Here is a 14,619-nt window from a genome sequence, read left to right as displayed (position 1 = left end):
ACACGTGTATACGCTTGTGAAGACAGGTTCTTATACAGGAACAGTTTCTTTTTCCGCAGGTTCAGACGAATCGGTTCCGTTTCCTTCGGAATGCTCCTGATTCAGTTTTGCCTTGATTGCTTCCTGAATGATATTCTTTTGCGACGGAGAAACCGCTCTGCCGGATTGTGTGTGATCTTCTGCATTGGCAAGGCGTTCTTCCTCGTATTTTATCTTTTCGCACGCCTTGATAAAATCGTTTTGCTGTACGATAGCGCAATTCCGCATTGCCACAGAAACGCATGCGTTGATGACTGCCTTGCGGATTTCTCTTCCGCAGAACTCATATTTTTCTGCCAGTTCTTCAGTATTGACATCACTTGCGAGGGGGATTTTGATACCATTTCCGGTGATATGCACATCCCAGATCTTCTTCCGGCAATCTTTGTCCGGTTTAATGAATTCAACGCTGATGAGTCTTGTGAGAAAAGCCTGGTCATAGTTCACCACCAGATTTGTGGCAAAAATGACAATGCCCTTGAATTCTTCCAGACAGATGAGCAGCTGGCTTCTCATGGAGTTGATCGCCTGTTCAGAACCTTGTGTGACATTTGTCAGACGTTTGGAAAGGAGGGAATCTGCCTCATCAATAAACAGAACCGCCTGCTCTTTCTGGGCAGCAAGGAAAATCGCTTTGACCATCTTCGGACCTTCGCCGTGGAATTTACTCTCAATGTCGGCGTAGCTGACTTTGAGAATCTTCTTTCCCAGCTTGTGCGCAATTGCCTCTGCCGCCATGGTTTTACCAGTTCCGGAAGGACCGTAAAAACTCAGTGCGGAAGACGGATTCGGCTGAACGACAGAAAGTCCCCACTCTTGAAACACTTTGTTTTCGCATTCTACGATGGCGAGAGATTCCTCAATTTTTTCCAGCACAATGGGCGGAAGAATCACACGATCGAATGTGTAGGACGGTTCCACAGGCTTGTACATCTCTGCACGCTTTTCGTAGTCGAATTCTGTCTCATCCTCAGAGCCTGTTCCGCCGGCTGCATAGGTACGCTTGCTTGCTGCTGCCATCATGCTTTGCGGGTTGAAATCAGTCTGTACTTTCACGCTGTACGGGAGGACGCATCCTGTTTTCTGCGAAAACGCTTTGCTGAGTGCTGTTTCGAAAGCTCGTTTTTTGCTTAACGCATCGCCCTCAAGCTTGCCGTCTATGACGCAGTAATAAGCCAGCTCACTTTTTCCCAGTTTCAGGTTGTTGCATTTTTTCACTTCGACAGAATCTACCTTGTTTTGAAGATTTGCCTGTGCAATCGCAATGATTTCACGCTGAACGATGGCAGATTCGTTTAGCTTTTTTGCATCATAATAAAAGTAAATTTTCATCGCTGTTTCCTTTATTTTGTTTTGTCTACAATGAAAAGGATGCCGCCGTTTGCATTCAGGTTTTCCATGATGTTGCTGGCGATCTTCTCACGGCAGATAAAGTCAGACTGAACGATTCTTTCATGGGCTTCATCGTACTCGGCAATGACATATTCCTCGTCCAGCAAATGCATGTTATCGTTCGGAGAAATCGGTGCATTTGCCAGAAGTGCTCTTACCTGGGCGATGATAATTTGAGAACCGTTTTTTTTTCGGTAACCTTTCAGATAGGCAACGTCAACGGTGCGGTCGATCCGATAGGTTTCGAGAATTCCGTTCAGGCTTTGCGTGATATTTTCCGATGCGCTTCTTGCGCGATCCATAATATCCGTCAGTACTGGCGCAAAAATCTGATATGCGCCGGAAACTAATGAAGCTAGGCCATTGAATGCATCTACAAGGCCATGCCTCCGGTTTGTTCCTCCGTTGTTGGCTGCGCCGTTTGATGTTCTGTAATCATACATTTTGATTTTTCCTCCTTACTTAATCTTCGATAAACATTACACCATGATTGCGATTGAGTGCGTTTTCGATGTTGTTATCCATGCCTTTGTCGCCGACAAAGTTTGCCTGTATAACCTCGCCGCTGTCTTCGTCATACTCTGCAACGATTGTCTCATCTTCCACTTCTTCCAGATCATCGAAAGATAGGGTGCGCTTTTCCCTGTTCGGAACTTCTTTGATGAGAGCGCCCATGTTTGCCATGACAAGTTTAGTCTGCTTTTTCCTCCGATAGCTTCTTAAAACTTTTACAGTTAACCGGTATGCCAGATAAGCCAGTCCGGCAACTGCCACAACAAGCAGCGCACTTGCAAGGGCTGCACCTAAACCAAAAAGAAACATAATTAAGACCTCCAAATTTTTGTTTTGCGATCATCACACCGTCCGAAGAATGGACAGCGGTGCAATGCGTTTGATACGGATAAAATCTGTTGCACGATCCTTGTGCAGTATCGCCTTAGTTATAATAGTATTTTTTCCCGACTTGAACATCATCTCCAACTTTTTCGCATTCCACATCACTACACTTGCCACTATCCAGATCTTTAAAAGTGACACGGCCGGCTTTTTTGGCAACGCATGCGATCGCCTTTCCAAGTTTTTTCTTCGCCTGGAGCTCTTTGATTTTTGGACCGTTCAGATACTCAACGGCCGCTGCGATAGCGTAACCAGCAGCGAAACCAACAATTCCACTGATCAATGGTAAGAACGGTAAAAACATTGTCTCACGCTCCTTCTGTTATTCTACGATAACGATACCGTCGTGCTGCGCCAATGTATTGGACAGCTTGTCATCGATGCTTTCGAACAATACAGAGCGGCAAATCACGACCTGATCTGTTTTTTCGTTGAATACTGCCTGTACAATCAAATTGCCGGCGTTATTGATGATGTTTTTCGGCAAGTGAAACTGCGCAATGTTTTTTTCGTTGGGATAGAGAATCACATTCATGTAGCTCTGCGTGGGATTCTTTTCCCGAAACCAAGAGGTGAGATCCTTTCCGCCGAGGTGGTCAACCACCAGCTGCTCGTCCGTTGCACCAGTGAACACTTCGGTGAGCGTACTGCTGCTCGAATTGCTTTTCTTGGTGCATGCATAAATGATGATTCCCGCAGCGATAGCGGCGCCACCAATGATGCACATCGTTCCAATTTCCATTTGCATTCTTCTCCTTTGCGTTTTAATGTTTTTTATATAGAAATCTGTTCTGCATGTTGCGCCAGACAGCACAGACTCTAAGCAACATCTCAGGTGGTTAATACTATTTACCATTTCAAATTTAGTATACCACACAAAAAACAGATTGTCAAGTATAATTCGACATACGTTGAATGAATAGAATCCTATATTTGAATGGAGAATAGATACCATTGCAAATCCAATGTCATTTTGATTTTTGTCGTTCAAAATCGGATCTTGATTTTATTATAGCAATAGAGCCGGACAAACGCCTGTCCGTTCTAAAAAAAGTTACAATTATGATTTTTCGTGTTCCGTGATCTGCTTCATGTGCCTTGATTCTTTTCGCCGGTTATGCTATAATAAACACACTTGATTTTCAAAAAAACAGGGGAGGCAATCATGAAAAAACTTTTTGGAAAACGCCTGCTTGCGGCGGCAATGAGTGCGGTGCTTCTGTGCAATGTCGCTGCGCTCGGTGTCGCAGCCGCCAACGCACAAGAAACGCCAGGGCTGCAATTGCAGACCATCTTAGTGGACAACGGCGGTACGAACTCCTGGACGACGCTGAGCTGGGGCGGAGCAAATCTGACCCCAAATACCAGCTGGTCGGCGGTGAGCATTCGGGATTATTACGCCAACGGTTCGCTGAATTTTGAGGTGCGCAGCAACGGAACAGGGGAATGTTCGTTTCGTGTGGGACTGGTGTCCAAGCGGCATAACGATGTCGTGCGCATCTGCTGGAACGACTTGGATTCTGCACCCAGCTTCACCGCCGGAACGGGATGGAAATCCTATTCCCTGCCGATCAAGGAACTGGTGGATGCCAATGACGATGCCGGATTCAGTTTGGAAGACCTCTGGTATATTTACGTTGGCGGAGTTCCCTCCGGCACAACGCTCTCGTTTCAGAACGTGACCATCAGTTCCACCGATGACGAGCGGCAGTATCCCTTTATCAAGGTCAATCAGGCGGGATATGAGGCGGATGCCGTCAAAACGGCCAGAGTCAGCTATTTCAGCAAGTTTGGTTCGCTGGACGGAAAGACTTACGAGATCATCAATGCGGGCACTGGCGAAATCGCTTTGTCCGGCACGCTCTCGCCGGCACAGCGGGAAGACGTGCTCTCCGGAGAATCGGTGCATGTCATCCAATTTGACGAGCTGACCACGCCGGGCACTTACTACATCCATATTCCCGATGCCGGACTGAATGCCGCTGTGCGTTCGCCACGGGATGTAGAGGAAAATCTGGACACGGATACCATCGATTCCGTGCACTTCACCATCCAGTGCAATGCTTACGCCAATTTGCTTTCTGATCTGTCCAAGTACTATTATTATCAAAGACAGGGGATTGATCTGGAGGAGAAATACGCCGGCGACTTTGCCAGAGAGAATCTGCATTCCGATGACATCACTGTCAAGAAGTGGTCGGATCGGGATAACTCCAATGCGGAGACTTTCGATATTTCCGGCGGATGGTACGATGCCGGCGACTACGGAAAATATACGTCCACGGCAGCGTCCGCAGTGGAGGATCTTCTGCTCGCCTATGAGTTTTATCCGGAGGTCTTTTCGGAGATGCAGCTGAACATTCCGGAAACAGACCCCGGCAATGCACGATATGTGGATGCCACCGGAATCCTCAGCGAGGCAAAGTGGGAGCTGGACATGCTCCTGAAGCTGGAGCACAGCGACAAGGACGGTTCCTTCTATGTCGCTGCCAATTATAAGGACGGCGTGATCTATCTGGAGGATACCAAGTACAGTACCTCCGATTACCAGTCGCCGTCCGATGAAATCGACCTCCGTTCCCATCAGGCAACAGCATCGGCTACTGCTGTGCTGGCGCACGCATACCTCGTTTATCGGGAGATTCCGGCGTATGCTGACTTTGCGCAGGAGTGTTTGGATACCGCAATTCGGGCGTGGAATTGGGTGACAGACAGCGCCAATCCCAAGAACATGTCCATCGGCGCAGCCAATCGCACTTATACCTTTAAACAGGAAGAACTGGATCGGGAGATGTTCTGGGCAGCCGGTTCGCTGTATCGGGCAGTGAAAGCGTCCGGCGGAGATGCTGCGGGCTATGAGCAGTATCTTGTGGCAAATTGCGAGAACACCAGCAACACCAACTGTTTCTCGCCCAACTCCGTCTGCTATAATCATGCCGGAAGATCGTTCCTCGGCTACTTCAGCTATCTCTATGGAAATGATGCGCCGGACAGTGCGATGACCGCTGTCTTTGCCCAGTTCCAGACATGGCGCACCAAGATGTTCCAGTACAACAACTGGGGACTTGCCTACCCCAATTGGGGCTACTGGTGGGGATCAAACCGCAATGTTGCCCTGAGCACCATGAGCCTTTTGCTTGGAAGCATCATTACAGATGGGGAAGATGCTGTACCTCAGCAGGTGCAGGATTCCATGCAGAACGCCTTTGACTACCTGCTGGGTGTCAATCCCATTTCCTTTAGCTATGTCTCCGGCTACGGCGAAAACAGCGTGTCCAACATCTTCAGCGCCATCTATTCCAAGGATGTCAAGCTGGAACCGTATCGCTGCCCGAACGGCTATTTCACAGAGGGCACCAACCCCAGCAACAACCGGAGTCTCTCCAAGTTCAACGGAAAATGCTACATGGACAGCGATGCTGAGTGGACGACAAACGAGAATACGATTTATGGCAACTCGGCGATGATTTTCCTGACCGCAGCGATCATGAGCAAAAACGACCAGACTGTAGAGGGCGATGTCAATGCAGACGGCGTGTTTGATCTCTCCGATCTGGTGATGCTGCAAAAGTGGCTGCTTGGTGACGGCACTCTGAAGAACTGGAACGCAGGGGACTTGCAGAAGGACGGCAGCCTCAACGGCTATGATCTGTGCATCATGCGGAATCGGCTGGCAGAGGAGTGAGATGGAGTACACATTTTCCTATACTTCGCCCCTGGGAGAAATTGTGCTTGCCAGTGATAGTACGGCACTGACAGGGCTTTGGTTTCGGGGACAAAAATACTTTGCATCAACGCTCTCTGCCGAGCACCAGCCGAAATCGCTGCCCATATTCCAGCAGACATCGGCGTGGCTGGACTGCTATTTCAGCGGACAGAATCCGCCGGTTCTGCCGCCGCTCTCCATGAAAACCACACCGTTTCGGAAACGTGTCTGGGAGATTCTCCTGACAATTCCGTATGGAAACACTATGACATACGGGGAGATCGCAGCGCAGCTCTCCGGTGACCCGCACTGTGCCGGCAGATTGGCGCAGGCGGTGGGCGGTGCTGTGGGGCACAATGCCATTTCCATTCTGATTCCGTGTCACAGAGTTGTGGGAACAGACGGCAGTCTGACCGGTTACGCCGGCGGTCTGTCTCGTAAGATCAAGCTGCTGGAGCTGGAACATTCAAATATGTCGAAATTGTTTCTTTCAAAAGCATGAAAATTTTTGAAAAAGCGTCCTGCTTTGTGAATTCCGCACAAAGCAGGACGCTTCATTTTGTGAAAAAAAGAGATTTCTTCGGCAAATCGCTTGTTGCATATTGACAAATATTCTTCTACATGGTAAACTAAATATAGTAAATTTGATATTTGCAGAGATATTGGAATGTTACCTTTCGATTTGAAAAAATCCGATTGGGCATCACCAACTTTTATACACGCAGGCTGGAAACAGGAGAAGAGCGGTATAGGGGTTGGCTTTTTTTATACAATTTTTGAGGTGCTTTATGAAAATTGTGAAAATTATCAACAACAATACTGTTTGTGCTGTGGATGAAAAAGGAAAAGAGCAAATCGTTTCTGGCAAGGGAATCGGGTTCGGGAAAAAGCGTGGAGAGGCTATCGATCCGGCACAGATTCAAAAAATCTACATGATTACAGATTCCGCCCTGCGTAAGCGCATGGTGGAGTGTCTGTCGGAGATTCCGTACGAACACATCCAGCTGACTTCGGAGCTGGTGGACTATATTTCCAGCCAGATTTCCGAGATATTGAATGAATCGTTGATGATCAGTTTATCGGATCACATCAGTTTCGCCATTGAGCGGCAGAAGCAGGGCATTGCATTTGCCAATCCGCTGATGGATTCCATCCACGACTACTTTCTGGAGAAGCTTGCGTTGGGACGGTATTGTGTGGAGGAGATACGGCGGAAGCTGGACGTTGCACTTCATGAGGATGAGGCAGGCTTTATCGCCATGCACATCATCAATGCACGGCTCCACATCAATATGGGACAGATTCCGGATTTGACAAAGCTGGTGAATGCCTGCGCAGAAATTGCAGATACTTTTTATCGGGGCAAGCTGGACAAGACCACGGTTGCCTATGAGCGGTTTCTGGTGCATTTGAAGTATCTGGCAAAGCGCCTGTTTCATTCGCAGGAGCTGCCAAACGTGCTGAGCCGGGATGAGGAGATTCTCGATTTTGTGCGCCGGAAATTTCAGAAGCACTATCGGTGCGCCAAGTGCATGCAGGATTACATCCTGAAAAATTTTTCTAAGACCATTTTTGAGGACGAGATGCTGACGCTGACGATTCACCTGAAAAAGATCGGCGAATTTCGGTAAAAACGCCTGAAAAACACATTGCAATCGGTACCTAAGCAATTTATGTCAGCGTTTCGATAGAACAGTAATGAAAATCACTTAGGAGGATATTGTGATGAAAGACAAGATTTTTGGCGTATTGCAGCGGGTGGGACGCTCGTTCATGCTTCCCATTGCACTGCTGCCGGTGGCGGGACTTCTGCTGGGTTTGGGAAGTTCCTTTACCAATGCCACGACCATTGAAACTTACCATCTGGGAAACGTCATCTATGAGGGCGGATTGCTCTACACCATCCTGGACATCATGAGCAAGGCGGGGAGTGCTGTCTTTGACAATCTGGCACTGCTGTTTGCCATGGGCGTTGCCATTGGCATGGCGAAAAAGGAAAAGGAAGTTGCTGCGCTCTCCGGTGCGATTGCCTATCTGGTCATGAACACTGCCATGAGTGCGCTGATTGCGGCTAAGGGCGGCGTAGAAGCCATGGCAGCCAACTCCACCACTTCTGTGCTTGGCATTCCCACATTGCAGATGGGCGTGTTCGGCGGTATTCTGGTGGGACTGGGCGTTGCGGTCCTGCACAACCGGTTCTATAAGATCGAACTGCCGCAGGTGCTCTCGTTCTTTGGCGGAACACGGTTCGTGCCCATTATTTCCACTGTAGTCTATCTGATCGTCGGCATCATCATGTTTTACCTGTGGCCTATTGTCCAGCTAGGAATCTCCAATCTGGGAACACTGGTGCTCCACTCCGGTTACGCCGGCACATGGATCTACGGCGTTCTGGAACGTGCTCTGATTCCGTTCGGTCTGCACCACGTATTCTATATGCCGTTCTGGCAGACAGAACTGGGCGGTTCCATGATGATCGACGGACATATGGTTTCCGGTGCACAGAACATCTTCTTTGCAGAACTGGCATCCAAGTCCACCACTGAATTTTCTGTTTCTGCAACTCGCTTTATGTCCGGTAAATTCCCGTTCATGATCTTCGGTCTGCCGGCAGCTGCTTTCGCCATGTATCGTGCAGCCCGTCCGGAAAAGAAAAAGGTTGTTGGAAGCCTGCTGCTGTCCGCAGCCCTGACTTCCATGATTACCGGTATTACTGAACCGCTGGAATTCACCTTCCTGTTTGTCGCTCCGCTGATGTATGTGGTGCACTGCGTGCTGGCTGGTCTGTCCTATATGCTGATGCACATTTTGAATGTGGGCGTGGGCATGACATTCTCCGGCGGTGCCATTGACCTGACGCTGTTCGGCATTCTGCAGGGAAATGCCAAGACTCACTGGATCTGGATCGTGGTTGTTGGTCTGATCTATGCTGTTGTCTACTATTTTGTCTTCTACTTCATGATTACGAAGCTGAACCTCAAGACACCGGGCAGAGAGCCGGATGACATAGAGCCGAAGCTCTACCGCAGAAGCGATGTAAATGCTGCCAAGGCGGAGAAGAAATCCGGCGGAAAGGCAGTGGACATGGTAAGCGCTATGGTGCTGAAAGGTCTGGGCGGAAAGCAGAATCTCTCTGATTTGGACTGCTGTGCCACTCGTCTGCGTGTGACAGTTCTGGATTCGTCGCTGGTGGATGACGGTATGCTGAAAGCAAGCGGTGCATCCGGTGTCATTCATAAGGGCAACGGCGTGCAGGTTATCTATGGTCCCAAGGTTTCCGTCATCAAGTCCAATCTGGAAATGTTTTTGGAAACACCGGAGGCAGAGAATCTGGACAGTCTGTTTGCAGCATCCGAAGCAGAAGCGCCGGCAGAGGAAATCAAACCGGAACCGGAGCAGAAACCTGCTGCATCGGCAAAGGCAGACGCATCTGCGGAAATCATGACGCTGGCTGCACACATGAATGGTACGGCTATCCCGCTGGAAGAAGTGGAGGACGAGGTGTTCTCCCAGAAGATTCTGGGAGAGGGCGTTGCGATTCGTCCCGCTGAGGGCAAGCTGTACGCTCCCTGTGATGGCATTATCGAAACCGTATTCGACACCAAGCATGCTGTAAACATGGTTTCTGCTGACGGCGCAGAGGTGCTGATGCACATTGGCATTGACACCGTGAAGCTGGAGGGCAAGTATTTCGAAGCCCATGTCACAGACGGACAGCAGGTCAAGAAGGGCGACTTGCTGGTAAGCTTTGATATGGATGCGATCACTGCCGCAGGATACAAGCTGACCACACCGCTGCTGGTCTGCAACGCAGACGAGTATACCGCTGTGACACCAGTGGCACAGGGCAGCGTTTCGGCTGGCGATGCAGCAATTCAAATCACCAAATAAGCACATGTTTGTGCAAAAATATCATATTTTTTAGGAGGAGTTATCCATGAAAACATTCACTTACACCATTCAGGACGAAGTAGGCATCCACGCAAGACCGGCAGGACTGCTGGCGAAAAAGGCAAAGGAATTCCAGAGCGCCATCACACTGGAAAAGGACGGCAAGTCCGTGAATCTGACCAAGCTGATGGCAGTCATGGGTATGGGTGTAAAGCACGGCGACACCGTGACGGTTTCCATTGACGGCACAGATGAGGAAACAGCTTTCGCAGAACTGCAAACATTCTTCCAGCAGAACCTCTGAGTTCTCTGGCGAAAATTCATATAGGAGGGACAAACTATGAATATTTGGCATGACATTGACGAAGAACGCATCTATCCCACAGATTTTATGGCTGTTGTGGAAATCTCCATGGGCAGTAATATGAAGTACGAACTGGACAAGAAAACCGGTATGCTTTCGCTGGACAGAGTGCTGTTCACAGCGACACATTACCCCATGAATTATGGTTTTATTCCCAGAACCTACGCAGACGACCACGATCCGCTGGACGTGCTGCTGCTCTGTTCTGAGCCGATCCTGCCCATGACACTGGTGCGCAGCTATCCCATCGGTGTTATGACCATGGAAGACGGCGGTATGGGTGACGAGAAGATCATCGCCATTCCCTATGGTGATCCCACCTATATGAGCTACACCGATGTCAATGAGCTGCCCAAGCATATCTTCGATGAACTGATGCATTTCTTCTCGGTGTACAAGCAGCTGGAACGTGGCAAGCAGACGGAAGTCAAAGCCATCGGCGGGCCTGTTGAAGCGATTGGCATTATGGAAAAGGCAATGGAAAACTATCGGGAAAAGTTTTGCAGAAAGTCCGCAGAATGACGAGAGAAAAGCGAGGAACGGATGAGAGAATATACAGGAAAAGGCGTATACGGCGCAATTGCCGTGGGCAAGATTTCAATTTTCAAGAAGCAGGATACAGTGATTCAGCGCACCTCTGTGGCGGATACCGAGGCGGAAAAAGCCAGAGTAGAGGCTGCCAAAACCGCAGCGTCAGAGCAGCTTCAGGCAATCTATGAAAAGGCACTGAAAGAGGTGGGCGAAACCAACGCCCAGATCTTTGAGATTCACATGATGATGCTGGAGGATGAGGACTACAACGAGAGCATTCAGAACATCATCGACACCCAGAAAGTCAATGCCGAGTATGCGGTATCCGTGACGGCGGACAACTTCGCCGAGATGTTCTCCGCCATGGACGATGCCTATATGCAGGCTCGTGCGGCTGACGTGCGGGACATCTCCGACCGTATCATTGCCAATCTGACGGGAACGGCTGCTGCACAAAACACATCCTCGGAAAAGGTGATTATCTGCGCCGACGATCTCGCCCCCAGTGAAACCGTTTCTCTGGACAAGGACAAGGTGCTGGCGTTTGTGACAGCACACGGCTCGTCCAACTCTCACACAGCGATTCTTGCCCGGAACATGAACATTCCGGCAGTCATTGGTGTGGGCAGCGATTTTCTGAAAGAGGTGCAGGACGGCACAGAGGCAATCGTAGACGGCTTTACCGGTGAGATTTTTGTGGAACCGGACGAGACAACCCGCCAGCGTCTGCTGGAAAAGCAGAAGGCAGACGAGGAGAAAAAGCGACTGCTGCTGGAACTGAAAGGTAAGGAAAATGTTACCAAAGACGGCACCAAGGTCAACATCTACGCCAACATCGGCAGTGTGGACAACATCGGTGCGGTGCTGCTCAACGATGCCGGCGGTATCGGACTGTTCCGGAGCGAATTCCTGTATCTGGAAAACAATGATTATCCCAGCGAAGAACAGCAGTTTCTGGCGTATAAGCGTGTGCTGGAGAGTATGGCAGGGAAAAAGGTCATTATCCGCACGCTGGACATCGGCGCAGACAAGCAGGTGGACTATTTTCACCTGAAAAAAGAGGAAAATCCGGCAATGGGCTGCCGTGCGATTCGCATTTGCCTGACCAGACCGGAGATCTTCAAGACGCAGCTCCGGGCACTGTACCGGGCATCCATCTACGGCAACCTGGGCGTTATGTTCCCCATGATTACCAGCGTGTCCGAACTGGAAAAAATCCTTGCTATTTGCGAAGAGGTTAAGGCGGAACTGCGGGAGCAGAGCGTGACCTATTCCGATACCATGGAACTGGGCATCATGATCGAAACGCCGGCTGCTGCCATCATCAGCGACCGTCTGGCACCGATGGTGGACTTTTTCAGCGTGGGTACCAACGATCTGACTCAGTACACCCTTGCCTGTGACCGGCAGAATCCGGACATTGAACCGTTTATCGACACCCACCATGAGGCGATTCTGCGGCTCATCGAGATGAGTGCCAAGAACGCCCACGCCAACGGTGCGTGGATCGGCATCTGCGGCGAACTGGCGGCGGATACTGCGCTGACGGAAACATTCCTGCGAATGGGCATTGACGAACTTTCCGTTTCGCCGGCGTTCGTGCTAAAAGTGCGGGACGCTGTGCGGAATGTGGATCTGCGCACGAAATAACCACATTTTTTTGTGCTTGTGAAACAACAAAAAGCGGTTTTTAATCACCTCACGGATGCTTTTGAGCATGCTGTGAGGTGATTTTTTGTTTTTGTCTAGGATTCCTGCTTTTGGAATTGATCCTGCTAAAATCTACAAATTCTTACGTTTTCAACAAAAATACAATTGTGGCGATGCATAAACTTTGTGCAAAATTAGTTTTAATTCAAATTGACACGGATTTTCTTTTGTGATAAAATAAAAGTTAGATAATGCTAACTTTAAAAAGTCCCGCCAAGTGGAGGGACTTCCTCATTGCTTGAAGGTTAGCACAACCTAACTGAAAGTATATGTTTGATAATCGACAGATATAGCAAAAATGTTGAAAGTAAAAGCGGGGTGCAGGTAAATGGCACAGAATGTGCACTATCTCCGACTCTCCGACGATTGGAATGCGTCGGAAATGGAACTGTTTCTCCCGCTGATCTCTCCGGAACGGCAGACACGAATCCAGCGCCTGCGGGTGGCAGCAGATCGGAAAGCTGCACTGTTTGCCGGACTTCTGACACGGCTGGTCGTTTCGTCCGAACTTGGGATTTCGCAGCATGCGCTGCAATTCACACGGGGAACTTATGGGAAGCCAGCGGTGCAGACAGCACGACCTCTGAACTTCTCGCTCTCCCACACCCGAAAAACGGTGGTACTAGTCTGCGATGCAGCGCCGATTGGTGTGGATGCAGAGGAACTGGAGCGAAATATTTCCGGCTGGGAGAATCTGGCGGAGCGCCACTTTACGCCGGCGGAAAATCTGCTGCTGCAAAACAGCCGGAATCCGGCAAAATGCTTTTTGACGATTTGGACGGCGAAAGAGGCATATGTCAAACGGCTGGGAACCGGGCTGCACACGCCGTTTGACAGCTTTGACACGTGTATACAGCCGGCGGAATACGGCTGGCGTTCTGCGGAGCATCGGGGGACAATGGTGACGGTTTGCAGTCGGCACACAAAACAGGCAATGACCTGGCAGGATTGGACGGAGGAGCAAGTGCTGGAAGAGATGACAAGGAGGTAGAAAAAATGGGGAAACCGATCGGTGTGTTGGGATGTTCCGGAACTGTGGGGAAAAATGTGACGGAGAAGCTGCTACGGAACGGCTATGCCGTTCTCGGAGGACAGCGCAGCGGGAATTGTCCGTTTCTCACACGGACGGAATTTCAGTTTTGCCGGATGGATATGGAAAATCCGGTGCAGCTGCTGGCATTCTGTCAGGCGTGTTCAGTGGTTGTCAACTGTACGGCACCGTTTTCATGCTATGGCGCAAAGGTCGCACGGGCTGCCGGCGCATCTGGTACGATTTACATTGACGGTGCGGATTTCTTGTTGCAGGAGAAAGAACTTCCCCCAGAGGGAACGTATGTTGTCGGAAGCGGTTATGTGCCGGGAATTGCAGAGTATCTTGCGGCGCAGATTGCACGAACAGAACTGGACATTCCGGAACAGATCATTTTGTATCAGGGCGGGACAGAACTTTGTTCGGAGTCAGCATTTGTGGACATTGTCATGAATGGGACTGCTTCGGGGTATGCCGATGCCTGCTATGCGGAAAAGATCTGTCCGCTGCACGGAAATTTCAAAGAATTTCATCAGCTTCCGGATTTTCCGCATCCGGTGCTGCTGAAACCGTATCTCACCCGTTCGCTGCTGGAAATGCGGGAGCGTGTGGGGTGGAAACGGATGTGCTGGTACAACGCTTATGAGAACATGCAGTTTTTGCAAATGCTGTTTCAGGCGTATCGGTGTATGAAGACAGACCGCACGCACGCAGAGGAAAATATCCGCAAAACCATGCAAAAATATGCACCGCAGATTTCGAAAACCGGTGTGTACTCTGTGCTTGGAATGGAATTGCAGGGGGTGCAAAATGGCAGAAAGAAGTGGATTCGAAGCGGACTCTTTCTCACGGATTCCAGCCGGCTCTGCGGCTATGCCATGGCGGAAACTGCCATTTCGGTTCTGGAAAATCCGCCGGAACCCGGTGTGCATCCGGCAGATGCGCTTTTGCGGGAGGACTACTTGGAACGGCTGCGGGGAGAGTTGAACAAAAGCGAATATTTTTATATCCGAGAGATTGACGAAAAGGATGCGATGCCGTTTGCGCATTGAAATCGGA

The 14,619-nt window shown here is 49.8% G+C and carries 14 protein-coding genes; 9 read left to right on the top strand and 5 right to left on the bottom strand.

The window, feature by feature from the left end; all coding sequences use genetic code 11:
* Window positions 1–30: 30 nt before the first annotated feature.
* The 5 genes from QZL66_RS01025 to QZL66_RS01005 all read right to left on the bottom strand — a co-directional run bounded on the left by QZL66_RS01025 (window position 31) and on the right by QZL66_RS01005 (window position 3,070).
* Window positions 31–1,371: an ATP-binding protein gene (locus QZL66_RS01025; RefSeq protein WP_022409916.1), complete on the bottom strand. Its 1,341-nt coding sequence runs from the start codon at window positions 1,369–1,371 to the stop codon at window positions 31–33.
* A gap of 11 nt (window positions 1,372–1,382) precedes the next feature.
* Window positions 1,383–1,874, bottom strand: a complete 492-nt coding sequence (locus tag QZL66_RS01020) for a hypothetical protein (protein WP_022409915.1) — start codon at window positions 1,872–1,874, stop codon at window positions 1,383–1,385.
* 19 nt (window positions 1,875–1,893) lie between these two features.
* On the bottom strand, window positions 1,894–2,253 hold the full coding sequence (locus tag QZL66_RS01015; RefSeq protein ID WP_022409914.1) for a hypothetical protein: 360 nt from the start codon (window positions 2,251–2,253) through the stop codon (window positions 1,894–1,896).
* Window positions 2,254–2,368: 115 nt separating this feature from the next.
* Window positions 2,369–2,632 (bottom strand): hypothetical protein, encoded by a 264-nt coding sequence (locus QZL66_RS01010; RefSeq protein ID WP_022409913.1) that lies wholly within the window; start codon window positions 2,630–2,632, stop codon window positions 2,369–2,371.
* 18 nt (window positions 2,633–2,650) lie between these two features.
* Window positions 2,651–3,070, bottom strand: a complete 420-nt coding sequence (locus QZL66_RS01005; protein WP_022409912.1) for a hypothetical protein — start codon at window positions 3,068–3,070, stop codon at window positions 2,651–2,653.
* 423 nt (window positions 3,071–3,493) lie between these two features.
* On the opposite strand from QZL66_RS01005, the gene QZL66_RS01000 reads away from it, so the two are divergent.
* The 9 genes from QZL66_RS01000 (at window position 3,494) to QZL66_RS00960 (ending at window position 14,612) form a co-directional block, all read left to right on the top strand.
* The gene (locus QZL66_RS01000; RefSeq protein ID WP_022409911.1) at window positions 3,494–6,013 is read left to right on the top strand and encodes a glycoside hydrolase family 9 protein; all 2,520 of its coding nucleotides are present in this window, start codon (window positions 3,494–3,496) and stop codon (window positions 6,011–6,013) included.
* Window position 6,014: 1 nt separating this feature from the next.
* Window positions 6,015–6,536 carry a methylated-DNA--[protein]-cysteine S-methyltransferase gene (locus QZL66_RS00995; RefSeq protein ID WP_022409910.1) on the top strand — a complete coding sequence of 174 codons (522 nt, stop codon included), beginning with the start codon at window positions 6,015–6,017 and terminating at the stop codon, window positions 6,534–6,536.
* A 286-nt stretch (window positions 6,537–6,822) separates the two neighbouring features.
* Window positions 6,823–7,665, top strand: a complete 843-nt coding sequence (locus tag QZL66_RS00990) for a PRD domain-containing protein (protein WP_022409909.1) — start codon at window positions 6,823–6,825, stop codon at window positions 7,663–7,665.
* A gap of 94 nt (window positions 7,666–7,759) precedes the next feature.
* Entirely contained in the window at window positions 7,760–9,925 is a 2,166-nt protein-coding gene (locus QZL66_RS00985) for a PTS transporter subunit IIABC (protein ID WP_022409908.1), read from the top strand.
* Between the two features lie 46 nt (window positions 9,926–9,971).
* The gene (locus QZL66_RS00980) at window positions 9,972–10,229 is read left to right on the top strand and encodes an HPr family phosphocarrier protein (RefSeq protein WP_022409907.1); all 258 of its coding nucleotides are present in this window, start codon (window positions 9,972–9,974) and stop codon (window positions 10,227–10,229) included.
* 36 nt (window positions 10,230–10,265) lie between these two features.
* Window positions 10,266–10,811, top strand: a complete 546-nt coding sequence (locus QZL66_RS00975) for an inorganic diphosphatase (RefSeq protein WP_022409906.1) — start codon at window positions 10,266–10,268, stop codon at window positions 10,809–10,811.
* A gap of 21 nt (window positions 10,812–10,832) precedes the next feature.
* A complete protein-coding gene (ptsP, locus tag QZL66_RS00970) occupies window positions 10,833–12,470 on the top strand; it encodes a phosphoenolpyruvate--protein phosphotransferase (protein ID WP_022409905.1) in 1,638 nt (545 codons plus the stop codon).
* 388 nt (window positions 12,471–12,858) lie between these two features.
* Window positions 12,859–13,521: a 4'-phosphopantetheinyl transferase family protein gene (locus tag QZL66_RS00965; RefSeq protein ID WP_022409904.1), complete on the top strand. Its 663-nt coding sequence runs from the start codon at window positions 12,859–12,861 to the stop codon at window positions 13,519–13,521.
* A gap of 5 nt (window positions 13,522–13,526) precedes the next feature.
* Complete coding sequence (locus QZL66_RS00960) at window positions 13,527–14,612, top strand: saccharopine dehydrogenase NADP-binding domain-containing protein (RefSeq protein WP_022409903.1); 1,086 nt, start codon at window positions 13,527–13,529, stop codon at window positions 14,610–14,612.
* Window positions 14,613–14,619: the final 7 nt, after the last annotated feature.

It is taken from the genome of Ruminococcus sp. CAG:330 (assembly GCF_000437175.1).
Classification (GTDB): Bacteria; Bacillota; Clostridia; order Oscillospirales; family Ruminococcaceae; genus Ruminococcus_C.
The sequence above is the reverse complement of the archived record's forward strand: the minus strand, read 5'-3'. Positions and strand labels throughout refer to the sequence as shown.

What these genes read in the sequence shown, in the direction of transcription:
- QZL66_RS00960 (WP_022409903.1), top strand. Translation starts at nt 13,527, where the DNA reads ATGGGGAAACCGATCGGTGTGTTGGGATGTTCCGGAACTGTGGGGAAA.
- QZL66_RS00990 (WP_022409909.1), top strand. Translation starts at nt 6,823, where the DNA reads ATGAAAATTGTGAAAATTATCAACAACAATACTGTTTGTGCTGTGGAT.
- QZL66_RS00965 (WP_022409904.1), top strand. Translation starts at nt 12,859, where the DNA reads ATGGCACAGAATGTGCACTATCTCCGACTCTCCGACGATTGGAATGCG.
- QZL66_RS00995 (WP_022409910.1), top strand. Translation starts at nt 6,015, where the DNA reads ATGGAGTACACATTTTCCTATACTTCGCCCCTGGGAGAAATTGTGCTT.
- QZL66_RS00975 (WP_022409906.1), top strand. Translation starts at nt 10,266, where the DNA reads ATGAATATTTGGCATGACATTGACGAAGAACGCATCTATCCCACAGAT.
- QZL66_RS00980 (WP_022409907.1), top strand. Translation starts at nt 9,972, where the DNA reads ATGAAAACATTCACTTACACCATTCAGGACGAAGTAGGCATCCACGCA.
- ptsP (WP_022409905.1), top strand. Translation starts at nt 10,833, where the DNA reads ATGAGAGAATATACAGGAAAAGGCGTATACGGCGCAATTGCCGTGGGC.
- QZL66_RS00985 (WP_022409908.1), top strand. Translation starts at nt 7,760, where the DNA reads ATGAAAGACAAGATTTTTGGCGTATTGCAGCGGGTGGGACGCTCGTTC.
- QZL66_RS01015 (WP_022409914.1), bottom strand. Translation starts at nt 2,253, where the DNA reads ATGTTTCTTTTTGGTTTAGGTGCAGCCCTTGCAAGTGCGCTGCTTGTT.
- QZL66_RS01025 (WP_022409916.1), bottom strand. Translation starts at nt 1,371, where the DNA reads ATGAAAATTTACTTTTATTATGATGCAAAAAAGCTAAACGAATCTGCC.
- QZL66_RS01020 (WP_022409915.1), bottom strand. Translation starts at nt 1,874, where the DNA reads ATGTATGATTACAGAACATCAAACGGCGCAGCCAACAACGGAGGAACA.
- QZL66_RS01000 (WP_022409911.1), top strand. Translation starts at nt 3,494, where the DNA reads ATGAAAAAACTTTTTGGAAAACGCCTGCTTGCGGCGGCAATGAGTGCG.
- QZL66_RS01005 (WP_022409912.1), bottom strand. Translation starts at nt 3,070, where the DNA reads ATGGAAATTGGAACGATGTGCATCATTGGTGGCGCCGCTATCGCTGCG.
- QZL66_RS01010 (WP_022409913.1), bottom strand. Translation starts at nt 2,632, where the DNA reads ATGTTTTTACCGTTCTTACCATTGATCAGTGGAATTGTTGGTTTCGCT.